Annotated in this window: 26 protein-coding genes; 11 read left to right on the forward strand and 15 right to left on the reverse strand. The window is 72.2% G+C overall.

Translation table 11 applies throughout. The annotated features are described in order from the left end of the window. Positions 1-145 precede the first annotated feature (145 nt). Entirely contained in the window at positions 146-2,404 is a 2,259-nt protein-coding gene (locus tag ACN27J_RS26730) for a HelD family protein (RefSeq protein WP_421370414.1), read from the forward strand. Here ACN27J_RS26730 and ACN27J_RS26735 read toward each other — a convergent pair. The 3 genes from ACN27J_RS26735 to ACN27J_RS26745 all read right to left on the reverse strand — a co-directional run bounded on the left by ACN27J_RS26735 (position 2,350) and on the right by ACN27J_RS26745 (position 4,455). Further along, entirely contained in the window at positions 2,350-2,952 is a 603-nt protein-coding gene (locus ACN27J_RS26735) for a hypothetical protein (RefSeq protein ID WP_421370415.1), read from the reverse strand. The two genes, ACN27J_RS26730 and ACN27J_RS26735, sit on opposite strands and share 55 nt — an antisense overlap. 138 nt (positions 2,953-3,090) lie before the next feature. Then, positions 3,091-3,534, reverse strand: a complete 444-nt coding sequence (locus tag ACN27J_RS26740) for a hypothetical protein (protein ID WP_421370416.1) — start codon at positions 3,532-3,534, stop codon at positions 3,091-3,093. A 9-nt stretch (positions 3,535-3,543) separates the two neighbouring features. Further along, positions 3,544-4,455, reverse strand: a complete 912-nt coding sequence (locus ACN27J_RS26745; RefSeq protein ID WP_421370417.1) for a ParA family protein — start codon at positions 4,453-4,455, stop codon at positions 3,544-3,546. Positions 4,456-5,091: 636 nt separating this feature from the next. Here ACN27J_RS26745 and ACN27J_RS26750 point away from each other — a divergent pair. Further along, on the forward strand, positions 5,092-5,679 hold the full coding sequence (locus tag ACN27J_RS26750; protein WP_421372502.1) for a hypothetical protein: 588 nt from the start codon (positions 5,092-5,094) through the stop codon (positions 5,677-5,679). A 78-nt stretch (positions 5,680-5,757) separates the two neighbouring features. Here ACN27J_RS26750 and ACN27J_RS26755 read toward each other — a convergent pair whose 3' ends face one another. Then, entirely contained in the window at positions 5,758-7,014 is a 1,257-nt protein-coding gene (locus tag ACN27J_RS26755; RefSeq protein WP_421370418.1) for a CobW family GTP-binding protein, read from the reverse strand. Between the two features lie 116 nt (positions 7,015-7,130). On the opposite strand from ACN27J_RS26755, the gene ACN27J_RS26760 reads away from it, so the two are divergent. The 5 genes from ACN27J_RS26760 to ACN27J_RS26780 all read left to right on the forward strand — a co-directional run bounded on the left by ACN27J_RS26760 (position 7,131) and on the right by ACN27J_RS26780 (position 12,007). Next, positions 7,131-7,352: a helix-turn-helix domain-containing protein gene (locus ACN27J_RS26760; RefSeq protein WP_421372505.1), complete on the forward strand. Its 222-nt coding sequence runs from the start codon at positions 7,131-7,133 to the stop codon at positions 7,350-7,352. A gap of 199 nt (positions 7,353-7,551) precedes the next feature. After that, a complete protein-coding gene (locus tag ACN27J_RS26765; protein ID WP_123603598.1) occupies positions 7,552-7,839 on the forward strand; it encodes a HesB/IscA family protein in 288 nt (95 codons plus the stop codon). Between the two features lie 156 nt (positions 7,840-7,995). Next, positions 7,996-10,221: a putative bifunctional diguanylate cyclase/phosphodiesterase gene (locus ACN27J_RS26770; RefSeq protein WP_421370419.1), complete on the forward strand. Its 2,226-nt coding sequence runs from the start codon at positions 7,996-7,998 to the stop codon at positions 10,219-10,221. A 93-nt stretch (positions 10,222-10,314) separates the two neighbouring features. Then, positions 10,315-11,124, forward strand: a complete 810-nt coding sequence (locus ACN27J_RS26775) for an SAM-dependent methyltransferase (protein WP_421370420.1) — start codon at positions 10,315-10,317, stop codon at positions 11,122-11,124. A gap of 4 nt (positions 11,125-11,128) precedes the next feature. Continuing rightward, positions 11,129-12,007, forward strand: coding sequence for a helix-turn-helix domain-containing protein (locus ACN27J_RS26780; RefSeq protein ID WP_421370421.1), 879 nt, complete (start codon positions 11,129-11,131; stop codon positions 12,005-12,007). On the opposite strand, the gene ACN27J_RS26785 is transcribed toward ACN27J_RS26780, so the two are convergent. After that, positions 11,943-12,752, reverse strand: a complete 810-nt coding sequence (locus ACN27J_RS26785; RefSeq protein ID WP_421370422.1) for a YqjF family protein — start codon at positions 12,750-12,752, stop codon at positions 11,943-11,945. The two genes, ACN27J_RS26780 and ACN27J_RS26785, sit on opposite strands and share 65 nt — an antisense overlap. Before the next feature lie 68 nt (positions 12,753-12,820). Between ACN27J_RS26785 and ACN27J_RS26790 the strand changes: the two genes are divergently transcribed. Next, positions 12,821-13,288: a PPOX class F420-dependent oxidoreductase gene (locus ACN27J_RS26790; RefSeq protein WP_421370423.1), complete on the forward strand. Its 468-nt coding sequence runs from the start codon at positions 12,821-12,823 to the stop codon at positions 13,286-13,288. Between the two features lie 43 nt (positions 13,289-13,331). Here ACN27J_RS26790 and ACN27J_RS26795 read toward each other — a convergent pair whose 3' ends face one another. From ACN27J_RS26795 to ACN27J_RS26810, 4 genes are all read right to left on the reverse strand, one after another. After that, on the reverse strand, positions 13,332-13,538 hold the full coding sequence (locus ACN27J_RS26795) for a hypothetical protein (protein WP_278174162.1): 207 nt from the start codon (positions 13,536-13,538) through the stop codon (positions 13,332-13,334). Positions 13,539-13,652: 114 nt separating this feature from the next. Then, positions 13,653-14,369: a YqeB family protein gene (locus tag ACN27J_RS26800; RefSeq protein WP_421370424.1), complete on the reverse strand. Its 717-nt coding sequence runs from the start codon at positions 14,367-14,369 to the stop codon at positions 13,653-13,655. Then, on the reverse strand, positions 14,356-15,090 hold the full coding sequence (locus ACN27J_RS26805; RefSeq protein ID WP_421370425.1) for an ABC transporter permease: 735 nt from the start codon (positions 15,088-15,090) through the stop codon (positions 14,356-14,358). Before ACN27J_RS26805 ends, ACN27J_RS26800 begins: the two co-directional genes overlap by 14 nt. Next, positions 15,087-15,986, reverse strand: a complete 900-nt coding sequence (locus tag ACN27J_RS26810) for an ABC transporter ATP-binding protein (RefSeq protein ID WP_421370426.1) — start codon at positions 15,984-15,986, stop codon at positions 15,087-15,089. Before ACN27J_RS26810 ends, ACN27J_RS26805 begins: the two co-directional genes overlap by 4 nt. 152 nt (positions 15,987-16,138) lie before the next feature. Here ACN27J_RS26810 and ACN27J_RS26815 point away from each other — a divergent pair, with 152 nt between their 5' ends. Together ACN27J_RS26815 and ACN27J_RS26820 are read left to right on the forward strand one after the other, a co-directional pair. Further along, a complete protein-coding gene (locus ACN27J_RS26815; protein ID WP_421370427.1) occupies positions 16,139-17,410 on the forward strand; it encodes a sensor histidine kinase in 1,272 nt (423 codons plus the stop codon). Beyond that, entirely contained in the window at positions 17,389-18,147 is a 759-nt protein-coding gene (locus ACN27J_RS26820; protein WP_421372508.1) for a response regulator transcription factor, read from the forward strand. The genes ACN27J_RS26815 and ACN27J_RS26820 overlap by 22 nt, the downstream gene beginning before the upstream one ends. Before the next feature lie 15 nt (positions 18,148-18,162). On the opposite strand, the gene ACN27J_RS26825 is transcribed toward ACN27J_RS26820, so the two are convergent. The 5 genes from ACN27J_RS26825 to ACN27J_RS26845 form a co-directional block, all read right to left on the reverse strand. Further along, complete coding sequence (locus ACN27J_RS26825) at positions 18,163-18,876, reverse strand: hypothetical protein (RefSeq protein ID WP_421370428.1); 714 nt, start codon at positions 18,874-18,876, stop codon at positions 18,163-18,165. Next, entirely contained in the window at positions 18,876-21,230 is a 2,355-nt protein-coding gene (locus ACN27J_RS26830) for a hypothetical protein (protein WP_421370430.1), read from the reverse strand. The genes ACN27J_RS26825 and ACN27J_RS26830 overlap by 1 nt, the downstream gene beginning before the upstream one ends. Next, entirely contained in the window at positions 21,227-22,096 is an 870-nt protein-coding gene (locus tag ACN27J_RS26835; protein ID WP_421370431.1) for a hypothetical protein, read from the reverse strand. The genes ACN27J_RS26830 and ACN27J_RS26835 overlap by 4 nt, the downstream gene beginning before the upstream one ends. Before the next feature lie 216 nt (positions 22,097-22,312). Continuing rightward, the gene (locus tag ACN27J_RS26840; RefSeq protein WP_278174177.1) at positions 22,313-23,017 is read right to left on the reverse strand and encodes a Crp/Fnr family transcriptional regulator; all 705 of its coding nucleotides are present in this window, start codon (positions 23,015-23,017) and stop codon (positions 22,313-22,315) included. 103 nt (positions 23,018-23,120) lie between these two features. Then, positions 23,121-24,251, reverse strand: coding sequence for an LCP family protein (locus ACN27J_RS26845; RefSeq protein WP_421370433.1), 1,131 nt, complete (start codon positions 24,249-24,251; stop codon positions 23,121-23,123). 239 nt (positions 24,252-24,490) lie between these two features. On the opposite strand from ACN27J_RS26845, the gene ACN27J_RS26850 reads away from it, so the two are divergent. Next, the gene (locus tag ACN27J_RS26850) at positions 24,491-24,757 is read left to right on the forward strand and encodes a GlsB/YeaQ/YmgE family stress response membrane protein (protein WP_278174180.1); all 267 of its coding nucleotides are present in this window, start codon (positions 24,491-24,493) and stop codon (positions 24,755-24,757) included. Positions 24,758-24,790: 33 nt separating this feature from the next. Here ACN27J_RS26850 and ACN27J_RS26855 read toward each other — a convergent pair whose 3' ends face one another. Beyond that, positions 24,791-25,948, reverse strand: coding sequence for a tetratricopeptide repeat protein (locus tag ACN27J_RS26855; protein ID WP_278174181.1), 1,158 nt, complete (start codon positions 25,946-25,948; stop codon positions 24,791-24,793). Positions 25,949-26,015 lie beyond the last annotated feature (67 nt).

The following is a 26,015-nucleotide window of genomic DNA, read 5'->3' on the forward strand; positions in this document are numbered from 1 at the left end:
ACAGGGCCGACGAACGACGGCACGGCACGCCCGCCGGCCCGGGACATCCACGTCCCGGGCCGGCGGTCCTGCACACTCGGGGGCTGTCCGGCCCCCGCCCGCACCGGTACGGTGTGCCGGGTCTGCCGACCCGGGGAGCGTGCACATGGCCGACATGTCAGCGGAGATCGCCGCCGAACAGGCGTACTTCGACGCCGCCGCCCGGGAACGCGACCGGCGGGTCGCCGCACTCGGCTCGCTGGCCCGCAGCGGGGCCGACCGGGCCACCGCCGCCCGGCTGCGCCACCACGCCGAAGCCGTCACCCGGGCCCTCGGCGGCGCCGCCGACGCGGTCGCGTTCGGCCGCATCGACGACGAGTCCGGCGAGGCGTACTACCTCGGGCGGCACCTGATCGGCTCGCCCGACGGCGGCGACCCGCTGGTGATCAACTGGCAGTCGCCGGCCGCGGCCCGCTACTTCACCGCCAGCCCCGACGACCCCCAGGGCCTGGTGCGCAGACGCGGATTCCGGTGCACCGGCAACGTCATCGACCACCTCGACGACGTCCTGTTCGCCGAGATCGCCGCCGGGGTGGCCGGTGCGGCGGCCGGCGGGTCGGGCCCGGCCGGCGTCGACGCGCAGCTGCTCACCGAGCTGGCCCGGGGCCGGACCGGCACCCTGCGCGACATCGTCGCCACCATCCAGGCCGCCCAGTACGAACTGATCCGTGCCCCGCTGCAGCAGGTCCTGGTGATCGAGGGCGGCCCGGGCACCGGCAAGACCGCCATCGCCCTGCACCGGGTCTCCTGGCTGTTGTTCCAGCACTCCGAGTTGACCGCCGACGACGTACTCGTGGTCGGCCCGCACCCGACGTTCATGCGCTACATCGGCCAGGTGCTGCCCGGGCTCGGCGACGCCGAGGTCGAGCTACGCGACATCAGCCGGCTCGCCCCGACGGTACGGCGTGGCCGGGCCGAGCCGGCGGCGGTGGCCCGGCTCAAGGGCGACGCCCGGATGGCCGGCCTGCTCGACCGGGCGCTACGCAATCGGATCGGCACCCCGGACCCGGCGGAGCGACTGCTGCTCGGCAGCCGGTTCGTCACCCTGCCCGGCGAGCAGGTGCAGCAGGCACTCGACGCCGCCGCCGCGGCCGACCTGCCGTACAACGGTCGCCGTCAGCTGTTCCGTGACCGGCTCGCCGACCTGGTCCACGACCGGTCCGGCGTCGACCCGCGCGGCGAACCGGCGCTGGCCAACCTGGTCGAGCGGCTCTGGCCGCAGCAGAGCCCGGCGGCGTTCCTGCGCGGCCTGCTGGCGTCCCGGCCCCGGCTGCGCGCCGCCGCCGACCCGGCTGTTGCTGCCGCCACTGGCTCGGCCGCCGAGGGGCTGACCGCCGACGAGTTGGCGCTGCTGCACCGGCGTGGCGCCGACCGGATCTCCGAGGAGATCTGGTCCGCCGCCGACCTGCCGCTGCTCGACGAACTGGACCAGCTGATCGACGGCGGGCCGTCGCGCCGGTACGGACACGTGGTTGTCGACGAGGCGCAGGACCTGTCACCGATGCAGCTGCGGGCGGTGGCCCGGCGCAGCCGCACCGGCTCGTGCACGGTCATCGGCGACCTGGCCCAGTCGACCGGCGGCTGGGCCCGGGACAGCTGGGACGAGGTGACCCGACATCTGCCGCCGACCTGCCCGGTGCGGGTCGCGCCGCTGCGGTACGGCTACCGGGTGCCCCGCCAGGCGTACCAGTTCGCCGCCCGGCTGCTGCCGGTCGCCGCGCCCGGCGTGACACCGCCGGAGGTGGTCCGGGACGGTCCGGCCGAACCCGGCGTGCACCGGGTCGGGCTCACCGAGCGGGCCGGTCGGGTCGCCGCGGTGGCCGGTGAGCACGCCGCGCGGGGCGCGTTCGTCGGCGTCGTCTGCCCGCCCCGCTGCCGCCGCGAGGTCGAGGCGGCGCTTGCCGACAACGGGCTCGCCTGGAGCAGCGCCCAGCAGGGCGACCTCGGCGCGGCGATCAACCTGGTCAGCCCGGCCGAGGCGAAAGGCCTGGAGTTCGACGCCGTGGTGGTCGTCGAGCCGGAGCAGATTGTCGCCGACGACGAGCGCGGCCACCGGATGCTGTACGTCGCGTTGACCCGCACCACCGGCCACCTGGACGTGGTCTGTGTCGGCGACCCGCTGCCGCTGACCACGCCGTACCGCCCGGATCCGGGTTCGGCCGACGACCAGCCCGACTTCACCGAACGGTCCGCCCGCCTGCTCGCCGAGCACCTCGCCGGTCAGCTGCGCGCCGGTGCGCCGGCCGCGCACTGGGCGGAAGTCCTCGACGAGGTACGTCGCCAGCTCGGCGACCGATCCACGGTAGGGGATCAGTCGCCGGAGTCTCCGTCAAAGCCCACGCTGGAGCCTTCCCCGACGTCCTGACCCGTATCGCCCACCAGGAGGGCTCCGACAGGGCCACCCGGTGCCCGCGTCCAGGGCGGGATCAGGCTGCGTCCGTTGAACCGGAGGTAGGGCAGGGACGCAATCCAGAGGCAGGCCAGCCCGGCCACCGGAAAGATGATCCACCGCCAGGCGATGCTCTCCGCCACACCCAGCCCCATCGCTGCCCGGCCCAGGGGAACGGCCACCAACCAACCGAACACCAGGCCCACAGGACTCAGGACGAACAGTGATCCCGGCAGGCGTGCGACCACCACGTCGAACGCTCCCGTGAGGTCTTCGCCGATGATCCTGGCGACGATGGTGAGGAACACCATCGCCAGCAACGTGAGCACGGGTACGGCCACCGCCACCCACGTTGCCGCTGTGAGGTACGCCGAGTCGTCATCGGGGAGTCGGAACAGGATGCTCCAGGCAAACATGCAGAGGCTCCCGTTGAGACCCATCAGGACCATCGCCCAGATAGGCATCGTGGGCATGAAGATGCGATCGAACAAGTCGTCGTCGGGTGCCGGCCGTCTCCTGGACATCGTCTCCCCAGCGTCTTCCGTCACGCCACCCCGCGAGGCGCGCGGGCGAACTGTCGTGCTCTCCTGCAAGGTATCGAAGGAGTTCCATCACGACCGGTGGTGGTGACCGCTGTCGGGGGCTGCTGTCAGGAGCTGCTGTCAGGAGCTGCTGGCGGGGCGGCTGAGCACCGCCGAGGTGAGCCGCCGGCCGACGGTCGCCTGGACGATGTTCTTCTGGATGACGGCCTTGGTGGCCCGGCTCGGCAGCGCCACCCCGAGTTCGGCGGCCAGGGTCCGTAGCTCGGCGACCTTCAGCCCGAGATCGTCGAGGTAGCGTCCGGCGGCCACCCGGTCGTCGATCGCCGCCAGGTCGGCGCGGATCCGGTCGGTGTCGATGTCGACCGCCGGCTTCGCCGCCTTGACTGCCCGGCTCCGGCGGGCCGGTGCCGGTGCCGCAGACTGTTGCGGCCCGGCGGTGGCGGTGGCGACCGTCAGCTGCGCGGTGCCGTCGGCGAGTGCGGCCAACTGCTCCGGCGGCAGGGTGCGAAGGAAGTCCGCGACCCGGATCAGGACGGCGTGGGACAGGTCGGCGGCGCTGGTCACGTGACTCTCCTACGGGCGGATCTTGGCGAGGAACTCGCTGGCGAGCTGTTGCAACTCGTACTGGACGTTGACGTTCGCGTCCGGCATCAGGACTGCGGGCAGGCCGTGCTCACCGGCGGAGGCGAACACCGTCTTGTTGTCGCGGATCATCTGCTGGAAGCGCGGAATCTCGATGGTCGCAGGATGGCCGATGAAGTTGCGCAGCGCCAGCAGTGGCCCGTGCCCGGTGTACTGGACCATCGTGAAGACGATGCCGAGGATCTCCGGGCTGATCTGGTCGGTCCGGCCCGCCGCGACCCGGTTGTAGTCGGTCACCAGCTCGGAGACCTTCTTCCGCAGGTAGTCGATGCCGAGCGTAGACAGGTAGTCCGGCCGGGCCGGGATCAGGATGTGGTCGCTGGCGACCACCCCGGTGCGGGTGACCATGGTGAAGTTCGGTGGGCAGTCGACCAGGACGACCTGGTAGTCGGTGAACGCGGGTGCGGCGAGCGCCTCGGCGAGCGCGCGGTGCAGGGACAGGAAACGCGGGCTGCCGTGCTGGAACCGCGATCCGCCCAGGCTGGCGGCGAAGTCGAGGTCGGCGTCGGTGAGCATCAGATGGGACGGCACCAGGTCGAGCCGACCTTCGCTGTGCTGACCGATCACTTCGTTGACGGTGGGCGGGGTGAGCACATAACGGTCCAGTGGTGCGGCACCGCCACGGTCCAGCACGTCACCGAACCACTGCAGGATGGTCCGCTCGTCGGCCAGTTCCCGCTCCCACATGGTCGGCTCGACGAAGGAGAAGGTCAGGCTGGCCTGTGGGTCGAGGTCGATGAGTAGCACCCGGTGCCCGCGGTACGCGAGTTCAGCCCCGATGTTGGCGGTGACGGTGGTCTTCCCGACGCCACCTTTGTAGTTGATGACGGACACCACGGTCATCGGCCGCTCCGCACACACATGGTCAGCAGCATGCCACGTGACCCGATGGATGTGTGCGGTGAGCTTGATGCCACAGGTGCATCAAGATGCACCTGTGGCATAAGCCTCGCCCAGATCGACCGACCCCTCAGCGGGCTGTACGACGGCTCTGGTGCGGCCCGGGTCTCCCGCCACGTCGCCAGTGGGTTCAGGCTGCCCTTGGGTGCCAAAGGTGACGCTGCGCGCTGAGCGTGTGCGGTTCCTGAGGCTCACAGCCCGGCTGAGGCTCAGGCCGGCGCGGAGTGATCCGGTGGGCGCGGAATGATCCGGCGGGCACCGTCGTTGTGCATGGTCGCGCCACGCACTCCGGCCCGCAGCCGCCGGACGGCAGTCAGGCTCCGGGCCCGGCCGGGCAGCCCGGGTCGGTGGACTTGGTCGGCCCGGTCAGTGGGTCGGGTCGGTGGGCCCGGTCGGGAATCGTCGGCGGGCCGGCGTGGTTGTACATGGTCACGGCGCGCAGCAGCGCACCCGCGCCACCGCGTCTGACCCCCGTACCACCCGGATGACCGTTTACCGCCCACCCGCCCGCCCGTGACGGGTGCGCCCCCTCGGCAAACGGAAGGTGGACCCCCCATGACCACGATCATCACCCGTACCCTGCGTACCAGCCTGCGTAACACCGCCCTCGGCATCGCCGGGCTGACCCTGGCCGGCGGCGCGATCGCCGCCCCCGCCCTGGCCGCCGACCACGCCCCCACCGCCCTGGCCGCACCGGTGTCCGCCGCCGCCAGCAGCGGCGTCGACGCCGGCACGCTCACCCCGCACGGCGTGCAGGGCGAGCAGTCCCGCATCACCCTGTCCGGCGAGCAGACCGACAACGTCAAGGGCATCATCGCCGCCACCAAGAAGGCCGGCATGGACGAGCGGGCCGCCGTGGTCGCGATCGCCACCGCCCTGCAGGAGTCCAAGCTGGAGAACCTCGGCCACCTCGGTGACCGCAACGACCACGACTCGCAGGGCCTGTTCCAGCAGCGCCCGTCGTCGGGCTGGGGCACCGTCGAGCAGATCACCGACGTCGAGTACTCCACCACCGCGTTCCTGAACGGGCTCAAGGCCGTCGACGGCTGGCAGGACATGCCGCTGACCCAGGCCGCCCAGACCGTCCAGGTGTCGGCGTACCCGGACCACTACGCCCAGTGGGAGACCCAGGCCGCCGAACTGGTCGCCCAGCACTGGAACAGCTGACCCGAAACACCCCAAGCTCAGCGCGAGGGCCGGACCCCGTACCCCGGGGTCCGGCCCTTCGACGCATGCCCGGCCGCGTCAGCCAGGGCCGACCTCGCCACCGGTGAACGGGTCCGGCAGGTTCCGCCAGCCGGCCTCGCCGTCAGCGAGCTCGGCGTCGGTGAGCAGGCAGCCTGCCAGCCGCCGGTACAGGTCGACCGGATCGAAGTCGACGCCTACGAAGACCAGGTTGCTGTGCCGGTCGCCGTAGTACGGGTCCCAGTCCAGCGCGGCGGCCAGCCGGCGCTGCGGGCTGGCCTGCTCCCACTGTTCGTCCGGCAGGTCGACCAGCCACCGGCCGAGGGTGTGCAGGGTGAGGCCGCCGCCGGCGGCCTCCCAGCCGACCACCGTCTCCGGCCGGTTGGCCAGCCAGAGATGCCCGCGGGACCGCAGCGGACCCGCGGTGACGTCGGCCAACGCGGCGTACAGCCGGGCGGGGTGCAGCGGGCGGCGGGCCCGGAACACCGCGGAGACGACGCCGCAGTCGGCGACCGGTTCGTGCACCCCGATCAGGTGACCCTCGACGCCGCGGTCCAGGACCGCCGGCGTCTCCGGCCGGTGCCGGTCGGTGTGCCGTAGCTGGCCGGCGAGCCGGGTGGCGTCGATCGTCGGCTGGTCGCCGGCCCGCAGGTGCACCGCCCACGGGGCCATCCGGGACAGCAGCACACCGAGCCGGTGCGTCTCGAAGGCCTGGTCGGTCGACCCACCCCACAGCACGACCGTGTCGGCGTACTCGATCTGCCGGGCGATCACGTCGGCGAGCCGACGGCGGTCGCCGGGGGCGGCGGCGATGCCCAGCCGGCTCAGGTCGTCGGTGCTGGCCAGGCCGTCGAGCAGGTGGTCGGCGGCGACGACCGTGACGTAGGAGTCGAACCGGACCAGGTCGCCGACCGGCCGCCCGGCCACCCGACCGTGCGCGCAGGCGGTGGCGAGTGTCTCCGGTTCCACCACTTCGGGCAGGACCAGCACGATGTCCCGGTCGGGTCGGGCGGCGGTGAGCCGGGCCAACGTGGCCGGCGCGTCCGCCCGCAGCGTGCAGCAGACACAGCCGTCGACAAGGTCGAGGCGCACGTCCTCGACCGGGCCGGTGCCGTCGCGGAGCACCCGGTGCGGAGCGCCGTCGTGCGCCGGGCCGACGTCGTAGCGGACGACGAGCAGGGACGGGTCGGCGGCGAGCAGGGTCCGGGCGACGGCCATCGTGGCGGCGGGCCAGAAACCGGACAGTACGGTGACCGCCGGTCTGGTGGTGGCGGACCGGTGGGTGGTACGGCCGGCCGGAGCTGACGGTGACGGCATGCACGCCCCCTCGATTGAAATGAAAACGGTTGTCATTGTAGCCGAATGGATGCCGCCTTCCGAGCCCACCTCATGGACCTGCTGGAGCAGCTGGCCGGCGAGCAGGTGCCGACCGGATTGGGGGGGGGCACCGGCGGTCCGGGCCGCGCTGCGTCGACGTACACATCCGCCGGCTGCGGGCCAAGCTCGGCGACGACCTTCCCGTGGTACGGACCGTCCACGGAGTGGGATACCGCCTGGACGGTGGCTGTCCGGTCACCGTCGCCCGGCTGGCCGGCGCCGACGACCCGATCGGGAGTGACATCGGCGACAGTCGGGTAACGTGGGGATTTGACTGATTGGTGGATCTCCGGCACGGTGGGCGGTAGACGGCCGCTGACCGACCCAGTCCCTGGAGCTTCCGCCGCCCGCCCTGACCGCCCGCCGCGCACTGTCCGCCGCGCCGTCAGCCCCAAACCCGACATTGCCGCTGAGCCGCCTCGCCGCGTCAGCCATCACCTGTTTCCGGTAGTTCCAAAATCCGATCAAGGAGTTGTCATGCTGACCATGACCGACAACGCGGTCTTCGTGATTCGCGAGATCACCACTCAGCAGCAGGCACCGGAGAGCGCCGGCCTGCGGATCTCGGCCGACCCGACCGCCGGGTCGCTCACCCTGACCGTCGCCGAGCAGCCGATCGCGGGCGACCAGGTGGTGGATTCGTCCGGCGCCCGCGTCTTCCTCGACGCCGAAGCAGCCAACCTGCTGCAGGACAAGTCGCTCGACGCCGCAGTGGACGACGACGGCGGCGTGCGCTTCGGGATCGCCGAGCAGCCGGCCGGCTGAGCGACCAGGACGTCGCAGAGCCGTTGGCGGGCACCGCACCGACGGGTGTCCGCCAGCGGCTGACCGGCCGTGATGGAAGGTCCACCCGGTCAGGTCCCTTGTAAACTCGCCGACAGCCTGCCTTGCGGTATCCGTCACGGACGATAGATTCCGCCGGTGGCAGCAGACAGACCTGGCGGGGCGCGTCGATGGGCCGTCGTCGCCGGGGTCCTGACAACCACCGTCGAGGCGGGGTGGCTGCTGGCGACCGGCCCGGCCGCCGCACTGGTCAGCGACCTCGGCGCGATCACCGTCGCCAGTTGCGCCGCCACCGCCTGCGGGATCGCTGCCCGCCGCCATCCGCCGCAGCTGCGCCGATTCTGGGTGCTGCTGGCGACGACCATGGCCCTCGCCGCCGTCGGCCGGGTCGTCTGGACCGTCGGCCGGCTCACCGCCGACGCACTGCCACACACCCCACTGATCGGCCTGATCTTCTTCGCCGGCCTCGTCACCGGAACCGCCGCGCTGCTCAGCGCGGTCTCCGCACCGCGTAGCGCGGTCGGCCGGGCCCGGGTGCTGCTGGACGGGGTGATCGTCGGGCTGGCGCTGCTCCCGGTCGCCTGGGTGGTGGTGTACCGAGAGATGGCCAGCGCCGAACTGGACGGTACGGCGACTGCGCTCGGCATGCTCTACCCGATGCTGGACCTGATCCAGCTTGCCGTACTGATCTCGGTCGCCGGACCGGCCCGACCACTGTGGCCGGCGCTGACCCTGCTCGGGGCCAGCCTCGCGGTGCGGGCCGGGGCCGACGCCGTCTACGTTTCGATGATCGCCCAGGGCACCTACCAGCCCGGTCACCCGGTGGACGTCTGCTGGCCGCTCAGCTACCTGCTGGTAGCGATGGCCAGCCGGCACCCGCCCCCGGCCGACCTCGATCAGGTCGACGAGACCGCCGAGCCGCCGCCGCTGCCGTGGTGGCGGGTCGCGCTGCCGTACCTGACTGTCGGCGCGGCGATCGGAGCGGTCCTCACCGCCGGCGAACCGTCGTCGGTGATCTACGCCAGCGGTGTCGCGCTGCTCGCCGCGCTGGCCGTCCGGCAGGCCCTGGCCGCGAACGAGAACCGCCGGCTGGCCGCCCGGCTGCGCCGGCTCGCCTACACCGACCAGTTGACCGGGCTACCGAACCGGCTGCTGTTCACCCGCCGGCTGCGTCAGTCGATTGCGGCGTTGACCGAGCCGAGCCGCGTCGCCGTCCTGCTGCTCGATCTCGACGGGTTCAAACAGGTCAACGACCGGTTCGGTCACGCCACCGGGGACGCGATGCTCAGCGAGGTGGCGGCCCGGATGCGGTCCGCCGTCGGGGATGCGGGGCTGATCGCCCGACTCGGCGGCGACGAGTTCGCCGTCCTGCTCGACCCGGCCCACGACCCGGCCCGGCTGGCCGACCGGCTGCTGGCGGTGCTCGCCGACGGCACGGTCACCTCGGCGAGCATCGGCATCGCCGAGTACGGTCCGCACCACTGCGGCGATGCCGATCTGCTGCGCGACGCCGACATCGCGATGTACGCGGCGAAGGCGGCCGGCAAGTCCGCGTACCGGTTCTGCACGCCGCGGCTGCGGGAGGCGGCGGTGGACCGGGCCGAACTGATCGCCGACCTGCGCCGGGCGGTCGACGACGGCGGCCAGTTCGAGCTGGCGTACCAGCCGATCGTCGACGTCGGCACCGGCCGGATCCGAGGCGCGGAAGCGCTGGTGCGGTGGCGGCACCCCCGGCTCGGGCTGCTCAGTCCGGCCCGGTTTCTGCCGCTGGCCGAGGAGACCGGCCTGGTGCTGCCGCTGGACTGCTGGGTGCTGGCCACCGCCTGCCACGACGCGGCCGCCTGGCAGCAGCTGGCGCCCGGCACCACGGTGGCGGTCAACCTGGCGCCGGCCCAGCTGCGCCGTGCAGATCTGATCGCCATGGTGGACGGCGCGGTGTCGGCGGCCGGGCTGGCCGCCCCCCGGCTGACCCTGGAGCTGACCGAGACGGCGCTGATCGACAGCACCGACGAGGTGCTGTCCCGACTCGCCCAGCTGCGTGAACTCGACGTACGGATCTCGATCGACGACTTCGGCACCGGCTACTCGTCGCTGAGTTACCTGCACCGGTTGCCGGCCACCGACCTGAAGATCGACCGTTCGTTCGTGGACCGGCTCGACTCGCCCGACCCGAAGGCCTACGCCACGGTTGAGATGGTCACCCGGCTGGCCGACGCGTTCGGGCTGGTGGTGGTCGCCGAGGGGGTGGAGACCGAGGTGCAGCACGGCGCGGTCGCGGCGATCGGCTGCCCGCGGGCACAGGGCTACCGGTACGGCCGGCCGCAGCCGGTGGCCCAGCTCCGCGAGCTGATCATCGCACGGTGACCGCAACTTCCACATGCGAGCATGGTCATGTTGATCTGCCGTGGTTATGCTGGCAAGCCGTCGAATACGCCCGATCCGTGAGGGATACTACAGATGGTCGATGAATCCGCTGGTGGCTCGCGCCCGGTGCCCAAGTTGGACACCTCGGTGCCGCAGACGGCCCGGATCTGGAATCATTGGCTGGGCGGCAAGGACAACTACGCCGTCGACCGTGCGGTCGGTGACCAGATCAAGGCGGCGTTCCCGCAGATCGTGGAAAATGCCCGGCTCTCCCGAGGCTTCCTGGTCCGGTCGGTGCGCTACCTGACCGGGCAGGTCGGGATCCGGCAGTTCCTGGACATCGGCACCGGCCTGCCGACCGCCGACAACACCCACGAGGTGGCCCAGGCGGTGGCTCCGGAGACCCGGATCGTCTACGTCGACAACGACCCGCTGGTCCTGGTGCACGCCCGGGCGTTGCTGACCAGCACGCCGGAAGGCGCAACCGACTACGTCGACGCCGACCTGCGCGACCCCGCGTCGATCGTGCGCGAAGCCGGCCGTACCCTCGATTTCAGCCAGCCGATCGGTCTGATGCTGATGGGCATCCTCGGGCACATCGCCGCCGACGACGAGGCCCGCGACATCGTGCGCAGCCTGCTCGATGTCCTGCCGTCCGGCAGCCACCTCGCGCTCTACGACGGTGGCGACACCAGCCCCGGGGTGGTCGAGGCCGCCCGGATCTGGAACCAGTCCGCGAACCCGCAGTACCATCTGCGCAGCCCGGACCGGATCGGACGGTTCTTCGACGGGCTCACTCTGGTGGAGCCGGGGGTGGTGTCGGTGACCCGGTGGCGGCCGGAGCCGGAGCAGGCGCACGTGCCCGTCATCGACCAGTACTGCGGCGTCGGCCGTAAGCCGTGAGCCGATGAGCGTCGTCGGGCACCAGGAGTACGCCGCCGGCGGACCGACGGTCCGCCGGATGCAGCTCGGTGCTCGGCTGCGCCGACTACGCGAGGCCAAGGGGATCAGCCGGGAGGACGCCGGCTGGACCATCCGGGCCTCCGAGTCGAAGATCAGCCGGATGGAGCTGGGCCGGGTCGGGTTCAAGGAACGCGACGTGGACGACCTGCTCACCCTCTACGGCGTCGCCGACCACGTGGAACGCAGCGAGCTGATCACCCTCGCCCGGGAGACCAACCAGCCGGGCTGGTGGCATCCGTACGGCGACCTGCTGCCCACCTGGTTCCAGTACTATCTGGACCTGGAGTCGGCGGCCAGCCTGATCCGCACCTACGAGATCCAGTTCGTGCCGGGGCTGCTGCAGACCGAGGAGTACGCCCGCGCGGTCATCGACATCGGGTTCAGTGAGTCCGGTGTCCGCGAGGTGGACCGGCGGGTCGAGCTGCGGATGGCCCGCAAGCGGGTGCTGGACCGGGCCGGCGCACCCCGCGTCTGGGCGGTGATCGACGAGGCGGTGCTGTGCCGGCCGATCGGCGGGACGCGGGTGCTGCGCGGGCAGATCGAGGCGCTCGCCGAGGCGAGCGAGCAGCCGGGCGTACGGCTGCAGGTGGTCCGGTTCCGCAGCGGCGGGCACGCCGCCGCAGGTGGGGCCTTCAGCATCCTGCGCTTCCCGGAGCAGGAACTGCCCGACGTGGTCTACCTGGAGCATCTGACCAGTGCGCTCTACCTGGACAAACGGGAAGAGGTCGACCGGTACGCGGCCGCCGTCGGGCGGCTGTTCATCGAGGCCGACCCGCCGGACCGGACCCGGGACGTGCTGCACCGCGCGTTGCGTGACCTGTGACGGTGACCGGCCGCCCGAACCGGACCGGCACACCCGGGGAGTAGAGGACACTCACCGGTGGGCCGTCCGGTGCCGGTAGCCCGCCGGCGGCGACCAGGTCGTCGGCCAGGTCGACCAGCTCGGCCCGGTGCAAAGGCCAGCGCGGATGTTCGTTGGGCAGATAGCGGGTCGCGCCGTAGACCCGTTCGTGCAGCCCCCACCGGGCGGTGAGGAAATGCTCCAACGGGGTCGGCTCGGCGATCGGCGCGCCGACCCGGACCACCATCCGGTTGTGCGCGCCACGCGGCCCCGGCCAGCGCCGCCGGCTGTGGTACGTCACCGTGTCACCGTCGCGGTCCAGCCGCATCCGCGACCACAGGTACGGCAGCCGCAGGCTGGCCATCGCCACCAGCACCGGCAGCAGCCGGGCCGCGTCCAGGGACCGGAACACCACCCCGCGCCGACCGGCGTCGTCGACCGAGTAGAGCCGCACGTTCGTTTCGCAGAAGGTGCCCAGGTACGGGATGCCCGGACCGGGACCCAGACCGACGCCGACCATCCGGAACCCGATCAGCCCGACGTAGCTGGTGCCGTCGAAGGTGTCCGGCCGGGTGCCCGGCGGCAGCAGCGGAGCGACCACCGCCGGGTCCACCGGCCAGTGCAGGAACGTCAGATCGTGCCAGCCCTGCACCAGGACCGGCCGGCGGACCGGGCGCGGCGCGGTGACGGTGACCGGCTCCGGCGGCGGCATCTGGGTACGGCTCATATGATCATCCTGGCAGCCCCGCACACCCGCGTCCGCAGCCGACTGCGGCGAACCCGAGGAGCCGTACCGTGGCACGTGCCATCGCGACGAACACCCGCGTCGACCGGGCCGGCCTGACCGACTTCCTGCGGACCCGGCACCGGGCGGTCCTGATCACCACCCGCGCCGACGGCCGCCCGCAGGCGTCGCCGGTCACCTGCGGGGTCGACGCCGACGGTCGGCTGCTGGTCGCCACCTACCCGGACCGGGCGAAAGCGGTCAACATCCGCCGTGACCCGACGGTGTCCGCCTGCGTCGTCTCCGACGAGTGGAACGGTCCGTGGGTGCAGTTGGACGGGGTGGCGGCGGTGATCGACATGCCGGACGCGCTGGACGGTCTGGTCGACTACTACCGCTGCGTCGCCGGCGAGCACCCGGACTGGGACGAGTACCGCGCGGCGATGCGCCGGCAGGACAAGTCGTTGATCCGGATGGTCGTGGACCGCTGGGGGCCGATCGCCACCGGCGGTTTCCCGCCGCGCCTCGCCGACGACTGACAGGGCTCCGGGCCGGTCACTCGGACAGCCCGGACGGCCCCGGTCACTCGGACGGCTCGGGGAGGTCGCAGTCGATCTTCGGGTTGACGCCGATGTAGTTCAACGGTCCGGCGATCACCGTCACGATCGTGGTGCCGGCGTGGGCACAGTTGGTGTCGTCGCGTTCGAAGTAGCCGCGTTGCACCGCCGCGACCACCCCGATCACCAGCCAGATGAGCACGATCACGCCGGATATCGAACCGCCACGCATCACTGCCTCCTCAACTCGTCGACGCCGTACTGGCCCCGCCGCACCTGCTGGCGGCGGGATCCGGTCGGCGGATGGGCAACCTGGTACCCAGTGACGTCGCCGGGGTAACCGTCCTCACGGCCCGGCCCGGCGCCAGAACTGCCGCCGCCCGGCCTGCGGCACCCGCTCGTCGCGGACCACGACGTCGAGTCTGCCCAGTTCGGCGCGGAGCAGTTCGGCCTCGGCCCGGTCACCGCGCTCGACCGCCCGCTGCCGGGCCGACAACAGCGGATCCGCGCCGTCCGGCAGGTCGGGCAGGCCCGGCACCCACAGCCGGTACGCCGCCCGGTACGGGTCGCCCTCGGGTCGCCACGGGTAGCCGTGCCGACGCAGCGCCGTGCCGAGCCGCTCAGCCGGCAGATCGCCGGACCGGGAGCAGAGCTCCTCGCCGCGGTGACCAAGCACCACCAGGCGGGCGCCGTCCAGGAAGACCGCGCCGACGGCGGTACGCGCGATGGCCACCCGGCGCTGCCCCTGCCGTACGGTCAACTCGTCGCGGTCGACCGTGACGAACAGTTGCTCGTCAGCGGCCATCCCGGCCAGCACCAGCCCGGCGAGCAGGCCGACCGCCGTACCGCCGATCAGGGCCGGTAGCCACGGCAGCGCGTCGATCAGCCGCAGCGGGCCGGCCAGCGGCACCCAGGCCAGACCCAACGCCCAGCCGGCGAACGGCTTCAGCGCCGCGCCGAGCCCGGCACCGGCCGCGACCAACAGTGCCGGCACCCCGTACCGCTCGATCGCGCCCGGACCGACGACCACCCGGCCACCGCCGATCGGATCAGGCGATGTCACGGCGTTCGATCCGCAGCATCCCGGCGACCAGCGGCAGCAGCACCCAGACCGCCACCGACGTGGCCAGCCGCGCCCACTGCCCGGCGGTGACGTCGGGGGAGAGCAGTGGCTCGGTGGTCAACGACAGGTCCAGCCACTGCGCCACCGGTCGCAGCCGCTCGACGACGCCGCCGAGGACCGTCCAGGCCGTCGGCAACAGCAGGAGCAGCACGATCGCGACCGGCGTGTTCAGCAGCAGCATGCCGAAGGCCAACCCCATCACCACGTTGATCACCTGGAAGAGCGCCGCGTAGCCGATCAGCGTCGCTTCGATCCGCCAGCCGCCGGTCCCGCCGGTGGCCGCCGCGACGGCCGTGCCGGCCGCGGCCGCCGCCAGGCTGGCCGGCACCGAGGCGACCGCCGCGACCAGCGCCGCGACCAGCTTCGCCGCCAGCACCCGACGTCGCACCGGTTCCAGCGCGAAGGTGGTCAGCGCGGTCCGCTGCGACCACTCGGTGGTCACCAGCATCACCCCCAGCACCGGCAGCAGGAACGCGACCGGCAGCGACGCCAGCACGAAGAACGTCCCGAAGGTCTGCTCGGCCGGGTCGGCGAACAGCACCAGCACGGCGACGATCGCCGCCGTCGACAACCCGATCGCCCCCAGCAGCCAGGCGCCGGCCCGGGTGTCCAGCATCTTGCGCAGCTCGACGAGGATCAGCCGCCACCATCGGATGTTCACTTGACCGCCTCCCGTACCGACTCGCCCGCCGTCAGGGCGAGGAACATCTGCTCCAGGCCGCCGGTGTCGGCCGGCCGCAGCTCCAGCAGGACCGCGCCCGCGGCCGCCGCGACCTCGCCGACCGCCTCGGGCGGGGCCGACACCAACAGCCGGCCGTCGACCGTGCCGACCTGATGGCCGGCCCGGTCCAGCGCCGCCCGCAGTGCCTGCTGGTCCCGGGCCCGCACCAGGGTGCCGCCGTCGCCGGCCAGCAGTTCGTCCTTTTCGCCGGCGGCGACGACCCGGCCACCCCCGATCACCACCAGCCGGTCCGCCACCGCCTCCACCTCGCGCAGCAGATGCGACGAGAGCAGCACCGTGCCGCCCCGGTCGGCGAAGTCACGCAGCAGCCCGCGCATCCAGAAGATGCCCTCCGGGTCCAGCCCGTTCGCCGGCTCGTCGAGGATCAGCACCTGCGGCTCGCCGAGCAGCGCGTGCGCCAACCCCAGCCGCTGGCGCATGCCGAGCGAGTAGGCCCGCACCCGCCGGCCGGCCGCCGCCCGGTTCAGCCCGACCAGGTCGAGCAGTTCGCCGACCCGGTCCCGGGGCGCCCCCATGGCGAGCGCCGCGACGGTCAGCGTCTCCCGGCCGGTGCGGCCCGGGTGCATCGCGGCCGCGTCCAGCAGTACGCCGACCACCCGCCCCGGGTCACGTAGCCGCCGGTACGGCAGCCCGTCGACGGTCGCGGTGCCGGCCGAGGCGGTGGCCAGGCCACAGATCATCCGCAGCGTGGTCGACTTGCCGGCCCCGTTGGGCCCGAGGAAACCGGTGACGGTGCCGGCGGCGCAGCTGAACGACACGTCGTCGACGGCGAGCTGCCGTCCGTACCGTTTGGTGAGATTGCGTACCTCGATCACCGCTTCAGCGTCGTGCCCCGGCGACCGGCGGCGCAGCGGCCGTCGGTCGGTGCCGGCCGGACTCCGGTCGATCGTCGGATGATCCTTGGTCGATCGTCAGTACCGACTTTGGTAGCTGTCCGCGACCGCCACCCCTTCCGTACGCTGGCCGGATGAGTGCGGTGCCGGCTCCCGACAATCCCTGGCTGCTGCCCGGCGCGCTGGTCGCCGAGTCGCCGGGGACCGGTCGGCGCAGCACCCGGGACTGGATCGTCGATGGTGTCGCGTTCGGGCTGGCGGTCAGCTATCTGCTCTTCGCGGCCTGGGATCTGCGCCAGCCGCAGCCCAACCTGACGGCGACCGGTACGAGCCAGCCCTGGCTGCTCCGGCTGGATCTGCTGCTCGGGCTGGTCTGCTGCGCGCTGGTCTGGCTGCGTCGCCGATGGCCGGTCGCCGTCGCCCTGGTCGCGCTGCCCGCCGGGGTGCTGTCGGTGAGCGCCGGGATCGCCATCGTGATCCTGCTGTTCAGCGTCGCGGTGCACCGCCCGTTCCCGGTCGCGGCGGCGGTGAACGCCGGGCACGTCGCTGTCGCGCCCGGGTACTACCTGCTCTACCCGGACCCGGACCTGAATCTGCCGGGCGCGGTGCTGTTCACCGGGATCATCCTCGGCACGGTGCTGGCCTGGGGGATGTTCGTCCGCGCCCGCCGGCAGCTGATCGTGTCGCTGCGGGACCGGGCCCACCGGGCGGAGGCGGAGCAGCAACTGCGGGTCGGCCAGGCCCGGCAGCTGGAACGCACCCGGATCGCCCGGGAGATGCACGACGTGCTGGCCCACCGGATGTCGTTGCTCAGCCTGCACGCCGGGGCGCTGGAGTTCCGCCCGGACGCTCCCCGCGAGGAGATCGCCCGGGCCGCCGGAGTGATCCGGGTGACCGCACATCAGGCGTTGCAGGAGCTGCGTGAGGTGATCGGCGTGCTGCGGGCCGAGCCGCCGACCACCGGCGTCGTCGACACCGACCCGGGGCCGGGCGACCGACCGGCCGAACCACCCCAGCCGACCCTGGCCGACCTGCCGGCCCTGGTCGACGAATCCCGCCAGGCCGGTGCCCGGGTGAGCCTGGTCAGTCGGATCGACCACGCGCAGGCCCTGCCGGCCGGGCTCGGCCGGGCCGCGTACCGGATCGTGCAGGAGGGTCTGACGAACGCCCGCAAGCATGCGCCGGGCGCGGCGGCGAGCGTCGCGGTCACCGGCCGGCCGGGTGACGGGCTGACCGTCGAGGTCGTCAACCGCCGCCCGGTGGCCCCTGCGGCGGCGATCCCGGGAGCGGGGACCGGCCTGGTCGGACTGGCCGAACGCGCCAGCCTGGCCGGTGGACGGTTGAGCCACGGCCCGACCGAGTCCGGCGACTACCGGCTCGCTGCCTGGCTGCCGTGGCCGACATGACCGCAGAGCCCGGCGTCACCGACCCGGCCGGCGGGTCCGATCGGGCCCAGGTGCGGGTCCTGATCGTGGACGACGACCCGCTGGTCCGGGCCGGCCTGTCGATGATCCTCGGCGGTGCGGCCGACCTGCTGGTGGTCGGCGAGGCCGGCGACGGCGGTGAGGTGCCGGCGGCGGTCGCCGCGTGCACGCCGCACGTGGTGCTGATGGACATCCGGATGCCGCGGGTCGACGGACTGACCGCCACCGAGGCGCTGCGCGCCCGGCCCGACCCGCCGCACGTGGTCGTGCTGACCACGTTCGACGCCGACGAGTACGTGCTGCGCGCGCTGCGGGCGGGGGCCAGCGGTTTCCTGCTCAAGGACACCCCGCCGATGGAGATCGTCACCGCGGTCCGTCGGGTGCATGCCGGTGAGCCGATCCTCTCCCCGGCGGTCATCCGACGGTTGATCACCCACGTGGCGGGCCAGCCGCCGGCCCCGGCCGACGTGCGGCCGGGACCGGGCGCCGACCAGGTCAGCCGCCGGGACCGCGCCCGCCGGGTCCTCGATGGGCTGAGCCCACGGGAACGCGACGTGGCCGTCGCGGTCGGCCAGGGATGGTCGAACGCGGAGATCGCCGCCGAGCTGTTCATGGGCGTCGCCACCGTCAAGGCGTACGTGTCGCGGCTGCTGTCCCGGCTGGAGCTGAACAACCGGGTGCAGATCGCCGTTCTGGTGCACGACGCCGACCTGACCTGAGTACGGGGTCGGCGGTCATGCGTCGAGGACCCGGCCGGCGAGGTCACCCCGGTCGAAGGAGACGAACACGTCGCCGAGCCGGTCCAGCAGGTACCGTCGTTCGTCGGCGGTGAGACCACCGACGAAGTCCTGCACCGTCTCGGCGACCACTGCGGTCTGCCGGTCGTCGCCGCCACCGGTCAGCTTCGCGGCGACCTGCTCGAAGGTGTCGTCGAGCAGTGACGTCAACGCGTCCGGGTGGTGCATGAACCAGTAGGACCGGGCGGTCGCCGGGTCGGTGAGCACCTTGTCCCGCAGGTAGCCCATCTGCTCCTGCTCCAACTGCTGCCGCAGCCGCTGCATCCGCAGCTCCCGGGTCAGCTTGTCGACCGTCTTCGTGTCCTGCTCGGCCTGGGCGTCCACTACCAAGCTGACCGTGCAGCCCAGCAGCCGCAGGTGCGAGGCGGTCAGATCCATCTGCGGCAGCCGGGTGTTCAGCTCGGCCTCCAGCATGGTCCGCTCGGTGACCTTGCGCGGGGCGGCGATCCGGCGGGCCGCGTCCAGCATGCACCAGCGGACCGTGGCGGCGGCCCGGTCATGCTGGCGCAGCGGCTGCCACGCCGTGGCGAACGTGGCGACGAACTCGGTGCCGGGCAGCGCTGCCGGCAGCCGGTCGGTGAACACGTCCTGGTCCGGACCGGGCAGCACCGGCACGGGGTTGCTACGGAACACGTCGAAGAAACCGGGCATCACAACTCCTCGGCGGCACTGGGAAGCAGAGACGACAGCAGCGGCGCGGACCGTGGGCGGGCCGCGATCGGGTCCGCGCGGCGCAGCTGGTCGACGAGGTGCCGGCGGAGTTCCGCCTGACGTGCCGGGTCGTCGGTGGCCGGCCAGGCGGTCAGCAGCGCGCGCAGCCGGGCCACCCGCCGGGCGGCGGCGGGACCGGCGGTGACGGTGCGGCCGAGGACGTGGGTGAGCGCGTCGACCAGCCCGGGGTCGGCCGCCGCGTCGTCGAACCACCGGTGCAGCAGGGTGTCGACGCTGCCCGGCAGCTGCCGGACGTCCAGCGCGCGGCCCAGCGCCACCCCGATCGCGTCCTGGACCACCGGGGTGGCCGCGACGAGCTCGGCGAGCACCCGGTCGGGCTGCCGGACCAGCGTCTGCGGCCCGGCGAGCTGGTCGGCCGGGCGGTGAGCCGGGGCGTCGGCCGGGTCGACTGGGCCGTGCGCCGGGCCGTCGCCGGCCCGAGGCTGCTCCGGCCGGCCGAGTAGATTCAGCGCGACGGCGGCGAGCGCGGCCCGCCGGGGCTGGTCGTCGGCCAGCCAGTACGCCAACCGCAGCAGCACCGGCTGGCGCAGCGCCGGTCGCCGCCACAGCGCCGCCAGCGCGGTGAGCACCGCCTCGTCGACCTCGGCGACGTCGTGCCGGGCCAGGTGGCCCAGCCGGACCATCGCCTGCTCGACGTAGAAGTCGGCGAACTCGCCACCGCAGACCTCGGCCACCGCGATCAGCACGGCCGGGTTGCTGCTGCCCTGCGCCCAGCGGTAGAGCTGCTGGCGGACCGCGGCACCGATCTCCGGGCTGAGCGCGGCGATGCCCAGCACGTGGACCAGCGCGCCGCGCAGCCCGGCGCGCCGGCTCCAGGCCGGTGCCACCTGGCTGAGGATCTCGGGGGTACGCCGCCGGAGCGCGGTGTGCAGCACCAGTTCGGCGCTGCGGGTGGCCAACGCACGGTCGACGGGACCACGCCGCTGTCCGCCCCGCAGCGGCAGCTCGGACACCCACCGCCACAGTTCGCGCTGGAACGTGTCGGCCCGGTCGGTGATGACGAAATCGAGCACCGCCTCGGCGTACCGGGCCCGGCGGTAGCGGACCGTGTGATCGTCGTCGAGGTACGCGTCGACGGCCTCGACGAGGGTACGGACGCCGGCGTGTCCGAGGCCGGCCGGTGGCGCGTCGGTGCCGGCGAGCCGGGCGTCGAGCGCCTCGGCGGCGCCGAGTACCCGTCCCGCCGGGGCACCCTCCAACGCTGCGGCGGCGACCAGGAACGCCCGGTGGCGCGGGTCGGGATGGTGGTGGAACCAGGCGGTCAGCTCCACCTCCCAGTTGTGGTACGCCGAGACCAGCGCCTCGACCAGTTGCCGGCCGGCGTCGGATTCGGCGGTGACCGGCGGTCCGGCCGGGCCGGGCTGGGTGGTCAGCACGTCGGCGGCGAGCTGGGCCAGCCGGACCGCTTCGGCGGGTGACGCGTCGACCAGCAGCTCGGCGATCTGCGGCTGACCGGCCAGCCAGTCGAGCGCCAGATCCGGCCGGAGCTGACGCAGCCGCCGGCCGAGGACCAGGTCGGCGGGTGGCGCCGCCACCTGCAGCACCGGACCGTCGCGTACCGCGCCGAGCTGCTCCCAGGTCGTACCGGTGACGGTGACCGCGATGGCCGAACCCCGCCGGGCCAGGCTGTCGCAGTAGGCACCGATGTCCCGGGCGAAGCCGTACTGGATGTGCGGCGCGTGTTCGGGCAGTTCGAGCAGGTACGCGTAGCCCGGCGCGACCGGCAGCTCCGCGATGGTCAGCTGTTCGCCGCGGGCGGGGTCGAAGGTCGGCCGGATCTCCCGCAGCCGTAGCCCGGTGCCGTGCAGCAGCCGCAGCGCGGCCGTGTACCGCCCGGTCCCGGGGCCGCCGACCAGGATCACCCCGCCGCTGCGGCGGATCCGGGCGACCGCCGTCTCGGCGGTCAGCCGGTCGCCTGCGAGGGTGCGGTAGCCGGGGTCGACGAATCCGGCGAGTCGGTCCCGTACGTACTCCGCACTGAGCTCGTGGTAGTCCCGTACCCGCTGGACGTACTGGTGCAGACCGCCGTAGACGACGTTTGCGACCTGCCCGTCGTTGTGGTCGATGGTCACGGCGGCACCGGTGCCGCCGGCCGGCAGGTCGGGACCGCCGCCGCCGTCGAGGTCGTCCAGCGCGTCGAGGTCGTCGAGCGCGTCGAGGTCGTCGAGCGCGTCGAGGTCGTCGAGGTCGGCCAGTTCCGGCAGGTCCCGGTCGGCGAGTTCCGACCGGTCGGGCTCGGCGAGGTCCGGCAGGTCCCGGTCGGTACGGATCATCCGTGACGTCCGCCCCGGGACTGCCACATCCCACCGTTGACCTGGTTGGCCGCCTGCCCGGAGTTGCTGCGGATCCGCAGCTCGCCGGTCTGCGCGGGCTGTCGGCCGCCAGCGTTGCCGGTGGGTGTGCGCCCGCTGTCCGGTGCCGCCGGGCCGGCCGCTGACTCGGCAGCTGGTTCGGCCGTCGTCGGCTGCGGCGCGAACCGTGGCACCGCCAGTAGGCTGCCGGACGGCTCCGGCACGTACAGCCAGGCCTGCTGGCTGAAGCTCTTGCCCGGCACGGCCGCCGCGACCTCGATGAAGTGGTCCGGATGCCGGCTGGTGTAGCCGGCCCGGACGACGTCGGTGAAGACCCGGTCGGACAGGATCGCCGCGACGTGGGTGATCGTCGGCTGGGCCGAGTCGAGCATGATCCGGACCGCGTCGGAGTCGAGCAGCCGGTGCGTCTCGTTGCGGGCGGTGCCGTTGCCGGCCCGCTCCGGCCGGTCCGGGTCGACCGGCAGTGGCCCGACATGCAGGCTGGCGCGCAGCCGGATGACCGGCTGGCCACGTGGGACACCGGCGTTGTGCTCGGCCAGCACGTGCTGCAGCACCGTCAGGAACGGGTGCACCAGGGCGGGGAGCAGCCGGGTCGGCACGCCGATCGCGAGCCCGTCGCCGCTGTCGCCGTAGAACAGTGGGTTCTGCCAGGCTTCGCCGATCGCCGCCGCCTCGAAGGCCTGCCGGACCAATTGGGGAATGAGCTGGTTGATGTCCTGATGGGTGCCGCCGGGCTCGGCGGTGAAACCTTTGGCGTCGACGGCGAGGATGCCGGTGTACGGCGGCAACTCCCGGGTCACGGTGAATGGCGGAGGTGAGACGACCACCGGTGCTCCTGTCGAGGTCGAGTTTCGTCGGCTCCGCATCGTGCCCTGGTTACCCGGCGTTTTCTGCCAACCAGTGGGCAACACGGCCATCAATGGACCAAGGCGGTCGTCGGATGGCCGGTCCGCGACCCGGACCGAACTGATCGCGGTCCCGGCCCGACAATCGGTTTCCCGCCGTCTGCTGTTCGGTCGACAGGCATTCAGGCCGGCGGATACTCAGGTCGACGAGTGGCTGCCGGACCGTGGTCCGCTGTATCCGATCCGGGCGAGTCGGCCGAGGTCGAGCAGCACGAACCGGCGGGGTGCGGTCGCGATCAACCGGTCGTCGCGGAACCGGGTGATCGCGGTCACCACCGCGTTGCGGGACGCCCCGATCAGCTGGGCCAGGCCGTCCTGAGAGAGGCCGAGGTCGAGCGAGGCCTGGTTCGGGCCGTCCGGGGTGGCCTTGGCGAGCCGGAGCAGCGCCCGGGCGAGCCGTTGCGGCACCGGCAGCGAGGCGATCTCCACCCGCTGTTCGTCGGATTCGCGCAGCCGGGCGTTGGTGTAGCGGCGCAGCGCGGGGTGCAGGTCGCGGTCGTCGACCAGCTTGAGGAACTGTTCGGTGGTCAGCTTCCGGGCGGTGACCGGGCGCAGCACCGAGACGCTGGCCGACCGGGGCGTGCCGTCCAGCGCCGCGATGTCACCGAGCAGATCCCCAGTAGACCGTACGGTCAGCATTGTTTCGCTGCCGTTGGCCTCGGTCCGGTACACCTTGACCGCACCGTGGAGCAGCACGAACACGTCGCGGCTCTGCTCGTCCTGAAGGAAGAGCCCATGTTTGCGGCCCAGCTGGACCGGCTGTCCGGCCTGTTGCAGTGCCTGCCAGTCGGCGGCGGTGACGTGATTGGTGAAGCTGACCCGGACCGGGTACGCGGCGGTCATGGGGACACCGTACCGATGTGGACCGTGCGGTGGGAATCACGGTGACGGATGTCCCGATCCGCCGGACGGTCAATGTCGCTGGACGGTCAATCCCGCCGGACGGTCAATCCCGCTGGACGGCGTCCGGGTTGGCCAACAGGTAGTCGTCCAGTGTGCCGGTCCGTACCGCGTCGAACATCTCCAGGCTCTCCGGCGTGAGCCGTTCGGCCGCCGTACTGCTGAATCCAGCCGGATTGAACTCGCCGCCGTTGGTCTTCACCATGATGAGGTCGTTCGAGGTGATCCCGCGCAGGGTGAATACGAAATCGGCGATCGGGACGCCCCCGGTGTCCAGTACGAAGGCCTTGCCGGCCGCGGTGATCACCCGGTCGATCTTCGCCGGGTTGGTCAGTACGCCGGTACTGCTCGCCTCCTGCACCATGGCCTTCAGCAGCTGCCGCTGGTGACGCTGCCGGTCGTAGTCCCCGTTCGGCAGGCCGTAGCGCTGGCGGGAGTAGTCCAGCGCCTCCCACCCGGCCATCCGCTTGCAGCCCTCCTCGTGCCACAGTTCCTCGCCGCCACCGACCTCGCGGGCCTCGGCCAGCCAGGTGGGCTCGCCGTCGACCAGCCGCATGTGCTGCGACTTCACCCGCTGGTCGACGCACATCCGGACCCCGCCGAGCGCGTCGATGACGTCCCGGAAACCGCCGAAGTCGATGATCGCCGCGCCGTCGAACTCGATGCCAGTCAGGTCGTTGAGGGTGAGTGCGACGAGTTGCGCGCCGCCGGTCCGGCCGACTCCGTTGCGCGAGCCGGCTCGGAACACGTCGGTGATCTTCGACTCGCCGCCGGGGTATCCGCTCGGCTCGAACGCCGGTGCCTCGACCCAGGTGTCCCGGGGGACCGACACCAGGTACGCCTGATCGTGGGTGGCCGGCACGTGCAGGATGATGATCGTGTCGGAACGCATCTCGCCAGGCCGGCTGCCCCGTTCGTCCACGCCGAGCAGCAGCATGGTGATCGGGCCGTCCAGCGCCTCGCCGTCGGGCTCCTGTGGGACCTTCGCGGCACCGGCCAGCAGGTCCTGCTGCTGGATTCGACTCGTGTACCGGTCGATCAGCAGCTTGCCGCCGACAACCGCAGTCGCGCTGGTGGCCATCAGCAGCGCGCCGACGGCGATGGTCAGCACCGCCCAGATCGGGGTGCGGCGGCCCGGTCGGGAGGCTTTCGTGGCGGGTGCGTCCGGTGCCGACATGCCGATGCTCCAGTCGAGGGGTGACGAAGGGAGGACAGCTTTGTCTTACCCGAGAGATTATCGCGTCATGCTGCGAATCTGCTGAGAAGATCCAGCTCAGCGCGACTATCTACTGTGATTCATCGATGGGCTGTCCGGTGCTTGACGCGATGGGCGTCGTTGCCCGGTTCTGGCATGGTGGTAGGAGAGGGCCGACAGTGCGGTAGGGGCGGCCAGCCGACCGGTACAGGGGGTATGCGGTGGAAATCGACGGAATCTTCTCGGCGCTTATCATCGGTCTCATCGTCGGAGCGCTCGGGCGGCTGGTCGTCCCGGGCAAGCAGAAGCTGAAAATTTGGGTCACCCTGCTGATCGGTGTGGTGGCGGCGTTGCTCGGCACTCTGGTCGCCAGCCTGTTCGGGGTGGCCGAGACCCGGGGTGTCGACTGGATCGAGCTCGCGTTGCAGGTGGCGCTCGCCGCACTCGGCGTGGCGGCCATCTCCGGAGCGGCCGGCAAGCAGGGGTAGCAGTCGGCAGGCTGCACGGCAGCGGGCAGAAAGTCAGCAGGGCCGGCCGGTCAGCCAGGTGCGTTCGATGGCCCCGAGATAGCGGTCCCGGTGCTCCTCGCGAGCCAGTGACCGCAACAGGAAGTCCATGTGGTCGCAGATCTCCCGCGCCCGCCGACTCGACTGGCAGGTCTGGTAGAGCACCGCGGCGTGCAGGTCGGCCTCGGCGTAGTTGCCGCGCAGCACCTCGTCGGTCCACCGGATCAACGACGCCCACATTGGCTTGATCTTGGCCCGTCGTTCGCTGGAGTCGAGCCGGCTGATCGCTTCGGCAGAACGGTCCCGGGCATGTGGCAGCGCCTGGCCGTGGGCGGCGAGCAGCGCCAGGAAGAACGGGGTGGAGACGAGTTCCTGGTCCAACCGGTTGGCCTGCTGATGGGCGTCCCGGGCAGCGGTGAAGTCACCATTGTCGCGCAGCAGCAGCCCGAGACAGTTCCAGTTCTGCGCGTCGTGCGGGCCGTGCTTGGTCGAGTTGCGGGCGTAGGCCAGCGCCCGGTCCGGCCGCGCGTAGCGGTGCAGCAGGGCCAACGCCCGGTCGGCGGCGTCGGCCGGCAACCGGTGCGACATGGCGGTGGTCAGCTCCTGCTCGGCGGCGGCGTCCTCGCCGAGGTTGGTCAGCGATCGGCCCAGCCGGTAGCGCACCCGGGGGTTACGCGGATCGAGTTCGACCGCCCGGCGCAGGCATTCCACCGCCTTCTCGTAGTAGCCCTCCCAGTACGCGGCCTCTCCCTGGTTGAACAGGTAGGAGACCTCGACCTGGGTGGTCAACCGGTGATCGAAGTCGCTGAGCCGGGACCGCATGTCCTCGATCAGCAGGTGTACCTGCTCGGACTGGCGTTCGGCCCGGCCGACCGCCGTCTCCACCCGGCCGACCAGCGTGTCGGCCTGCTCGGAGAGGGTCTCCGCCTGGTCTATGGCCCGGTCGGCCTGTGCGACGATCTCCTCGGCGACCACCCGTTGGCGGTCGAGTTCCAGCCGGGCGCGGGCGCCGGTGCGCCGGATGGTGCGCAGTTCACGGACACCGACGAAACCTGCGAAGACGAAGACCACCGTCAACGCAGTGACCAAAAGGGCAAAAGCCGCGATTATCCCACCGGACCAGGCGATCACCAGTTCGGCGATCTGGATCGGGTCGGGGGAGTCCGGCTCCATGTACCCAGAGTAACCACTTTGTGCGCCCATTTGACTACCCTGAGTGGTGGAATTCTGTCTCGGTCGG

The organism is Solwaraspora sp. WMMB762 (assembly GCF_049179115.1).
GTDB lineage: Bacteria > Actinomycetota > Actinomycetes > Mycobacteriales > Micromonosporaceae > Micromonospora_E.

What these genes read in the sequence shown, in the direction of transcription:
- ACN27J_RS26730 (WP_421370414.1), top strand. Translation starts at nt 146, where the DNA reads ATGGCCGACATGTCAGCGGAGATCGCCGCCGAACAGGCGTACTTCGAC.
- ACN27J_RS26735 (WP_421370415.1), bottom strand. Translation starts at nt 2,952, where the DNA reads ATGTCCAGGAGACGGCCGGCACCCGACGACGACTTGTTCGATCGCATC.
- ACN27J_RS26745 (WP_421370417.1), bottom strand. Translation starts at nt 4,455, where the DNA reads ATGACCGTGGTGTCCGTCATCAACTACAAAGGTGGCGTCGGGAAGACC.
- ACN27J_RS26755 (WP_421370418.1), bottom strand. Translation starts at nt 7,014, where the DNA reads ATGCCGTCACCGTCAGCTCCGGCCGGCCGTACCACCCACCGGTCCGCC.
- ACN27J_RS26765 (WP_123603598.1), top strand. Translation starts at nt 7,552, where the DNA reads ATGCTGACCATGACCGACAACGCGGTCTTCGTGATTCGCGAGATCACC.
- ACN27J_RS26775 (WP_421370420.1), top strand. Translation starts at nt 10,315, where the DNA reads ATGGTCGATGAATCCGCTGGTGGCTCGCGCCCGGTGCCCAAGTTGGAC.
- ACN27J_RS26780 (WP_421370421.1), top strand. Translation starts at nt 11,129, where the DNA reads ATGAGCGTCGTCGGGCACCAGGAGTACGCCGCCGGCGGACCGACGGTC.
- ACN27J_RS26785 (WP_421370422.1), bottom strand. Translation starts at nt 12,752, where the DNA reads ATGAGCCGTACCCAGATGCCGCCGCCGGAGCCGGTCACCGTCACCGCG.
- ACN27J_RS26795 (WP_278174162.1), bottom strand. Translation starts at nt 13,538, where the DNA reads ATGCGTGGCGGTTCGATATCCGGCGTGATCGTGCTCATCTGGCTGGTG.
- ACN27J_RS26815 (WP_421370427.1), top strand. Translation starts at nt 16,139, where the DNA reads ATGAGTGCGGTGCCGGCTCCCGACAATCCCTGGCTGCTGCCCGGCGCG.
- ACN27J_RS26825 (WP_421370428.1), bottom strand. Translation starts at nt 18,876, where the DNA reads ATGCCCGGTTTCTTCGACGTGTTCCGTAGCAACCCCGTGCCGGTGCTG.
- ACN27J_RS26830 (WP_421370430.1), bottom strand. Translation starts at nt 21,230, where the DNA reads ATGATCCGTACCGACCGGGACCTGCCGGACCTCGCCGAGCCCGACCGG.
- ACN27J_RS26840 (WP_278174177.1), bottom strand. Translation starts at nt 23,017, where the DNA reads ATGACCGCCGCGTACCCGGTCCGGGTCAGCTTCACCAATCACGTCACC.
- ACN27J_RS26845 (WP_421370433.1), bottom strand. Translation starts at nt 24,251, where the DNA reads ATGTCGGCACCGGACGCACCCGCCACGAAAGCCTCCCGACCGGGCCGC.
- ACN27J_RS26855 (WP_278174181.1), bottom strand. Translation starts at nt 25,948, where the DNA reads ATGGAGCCGGACTCCCCCGACCCGATCCAGATCGCCGAACTGGTGATC.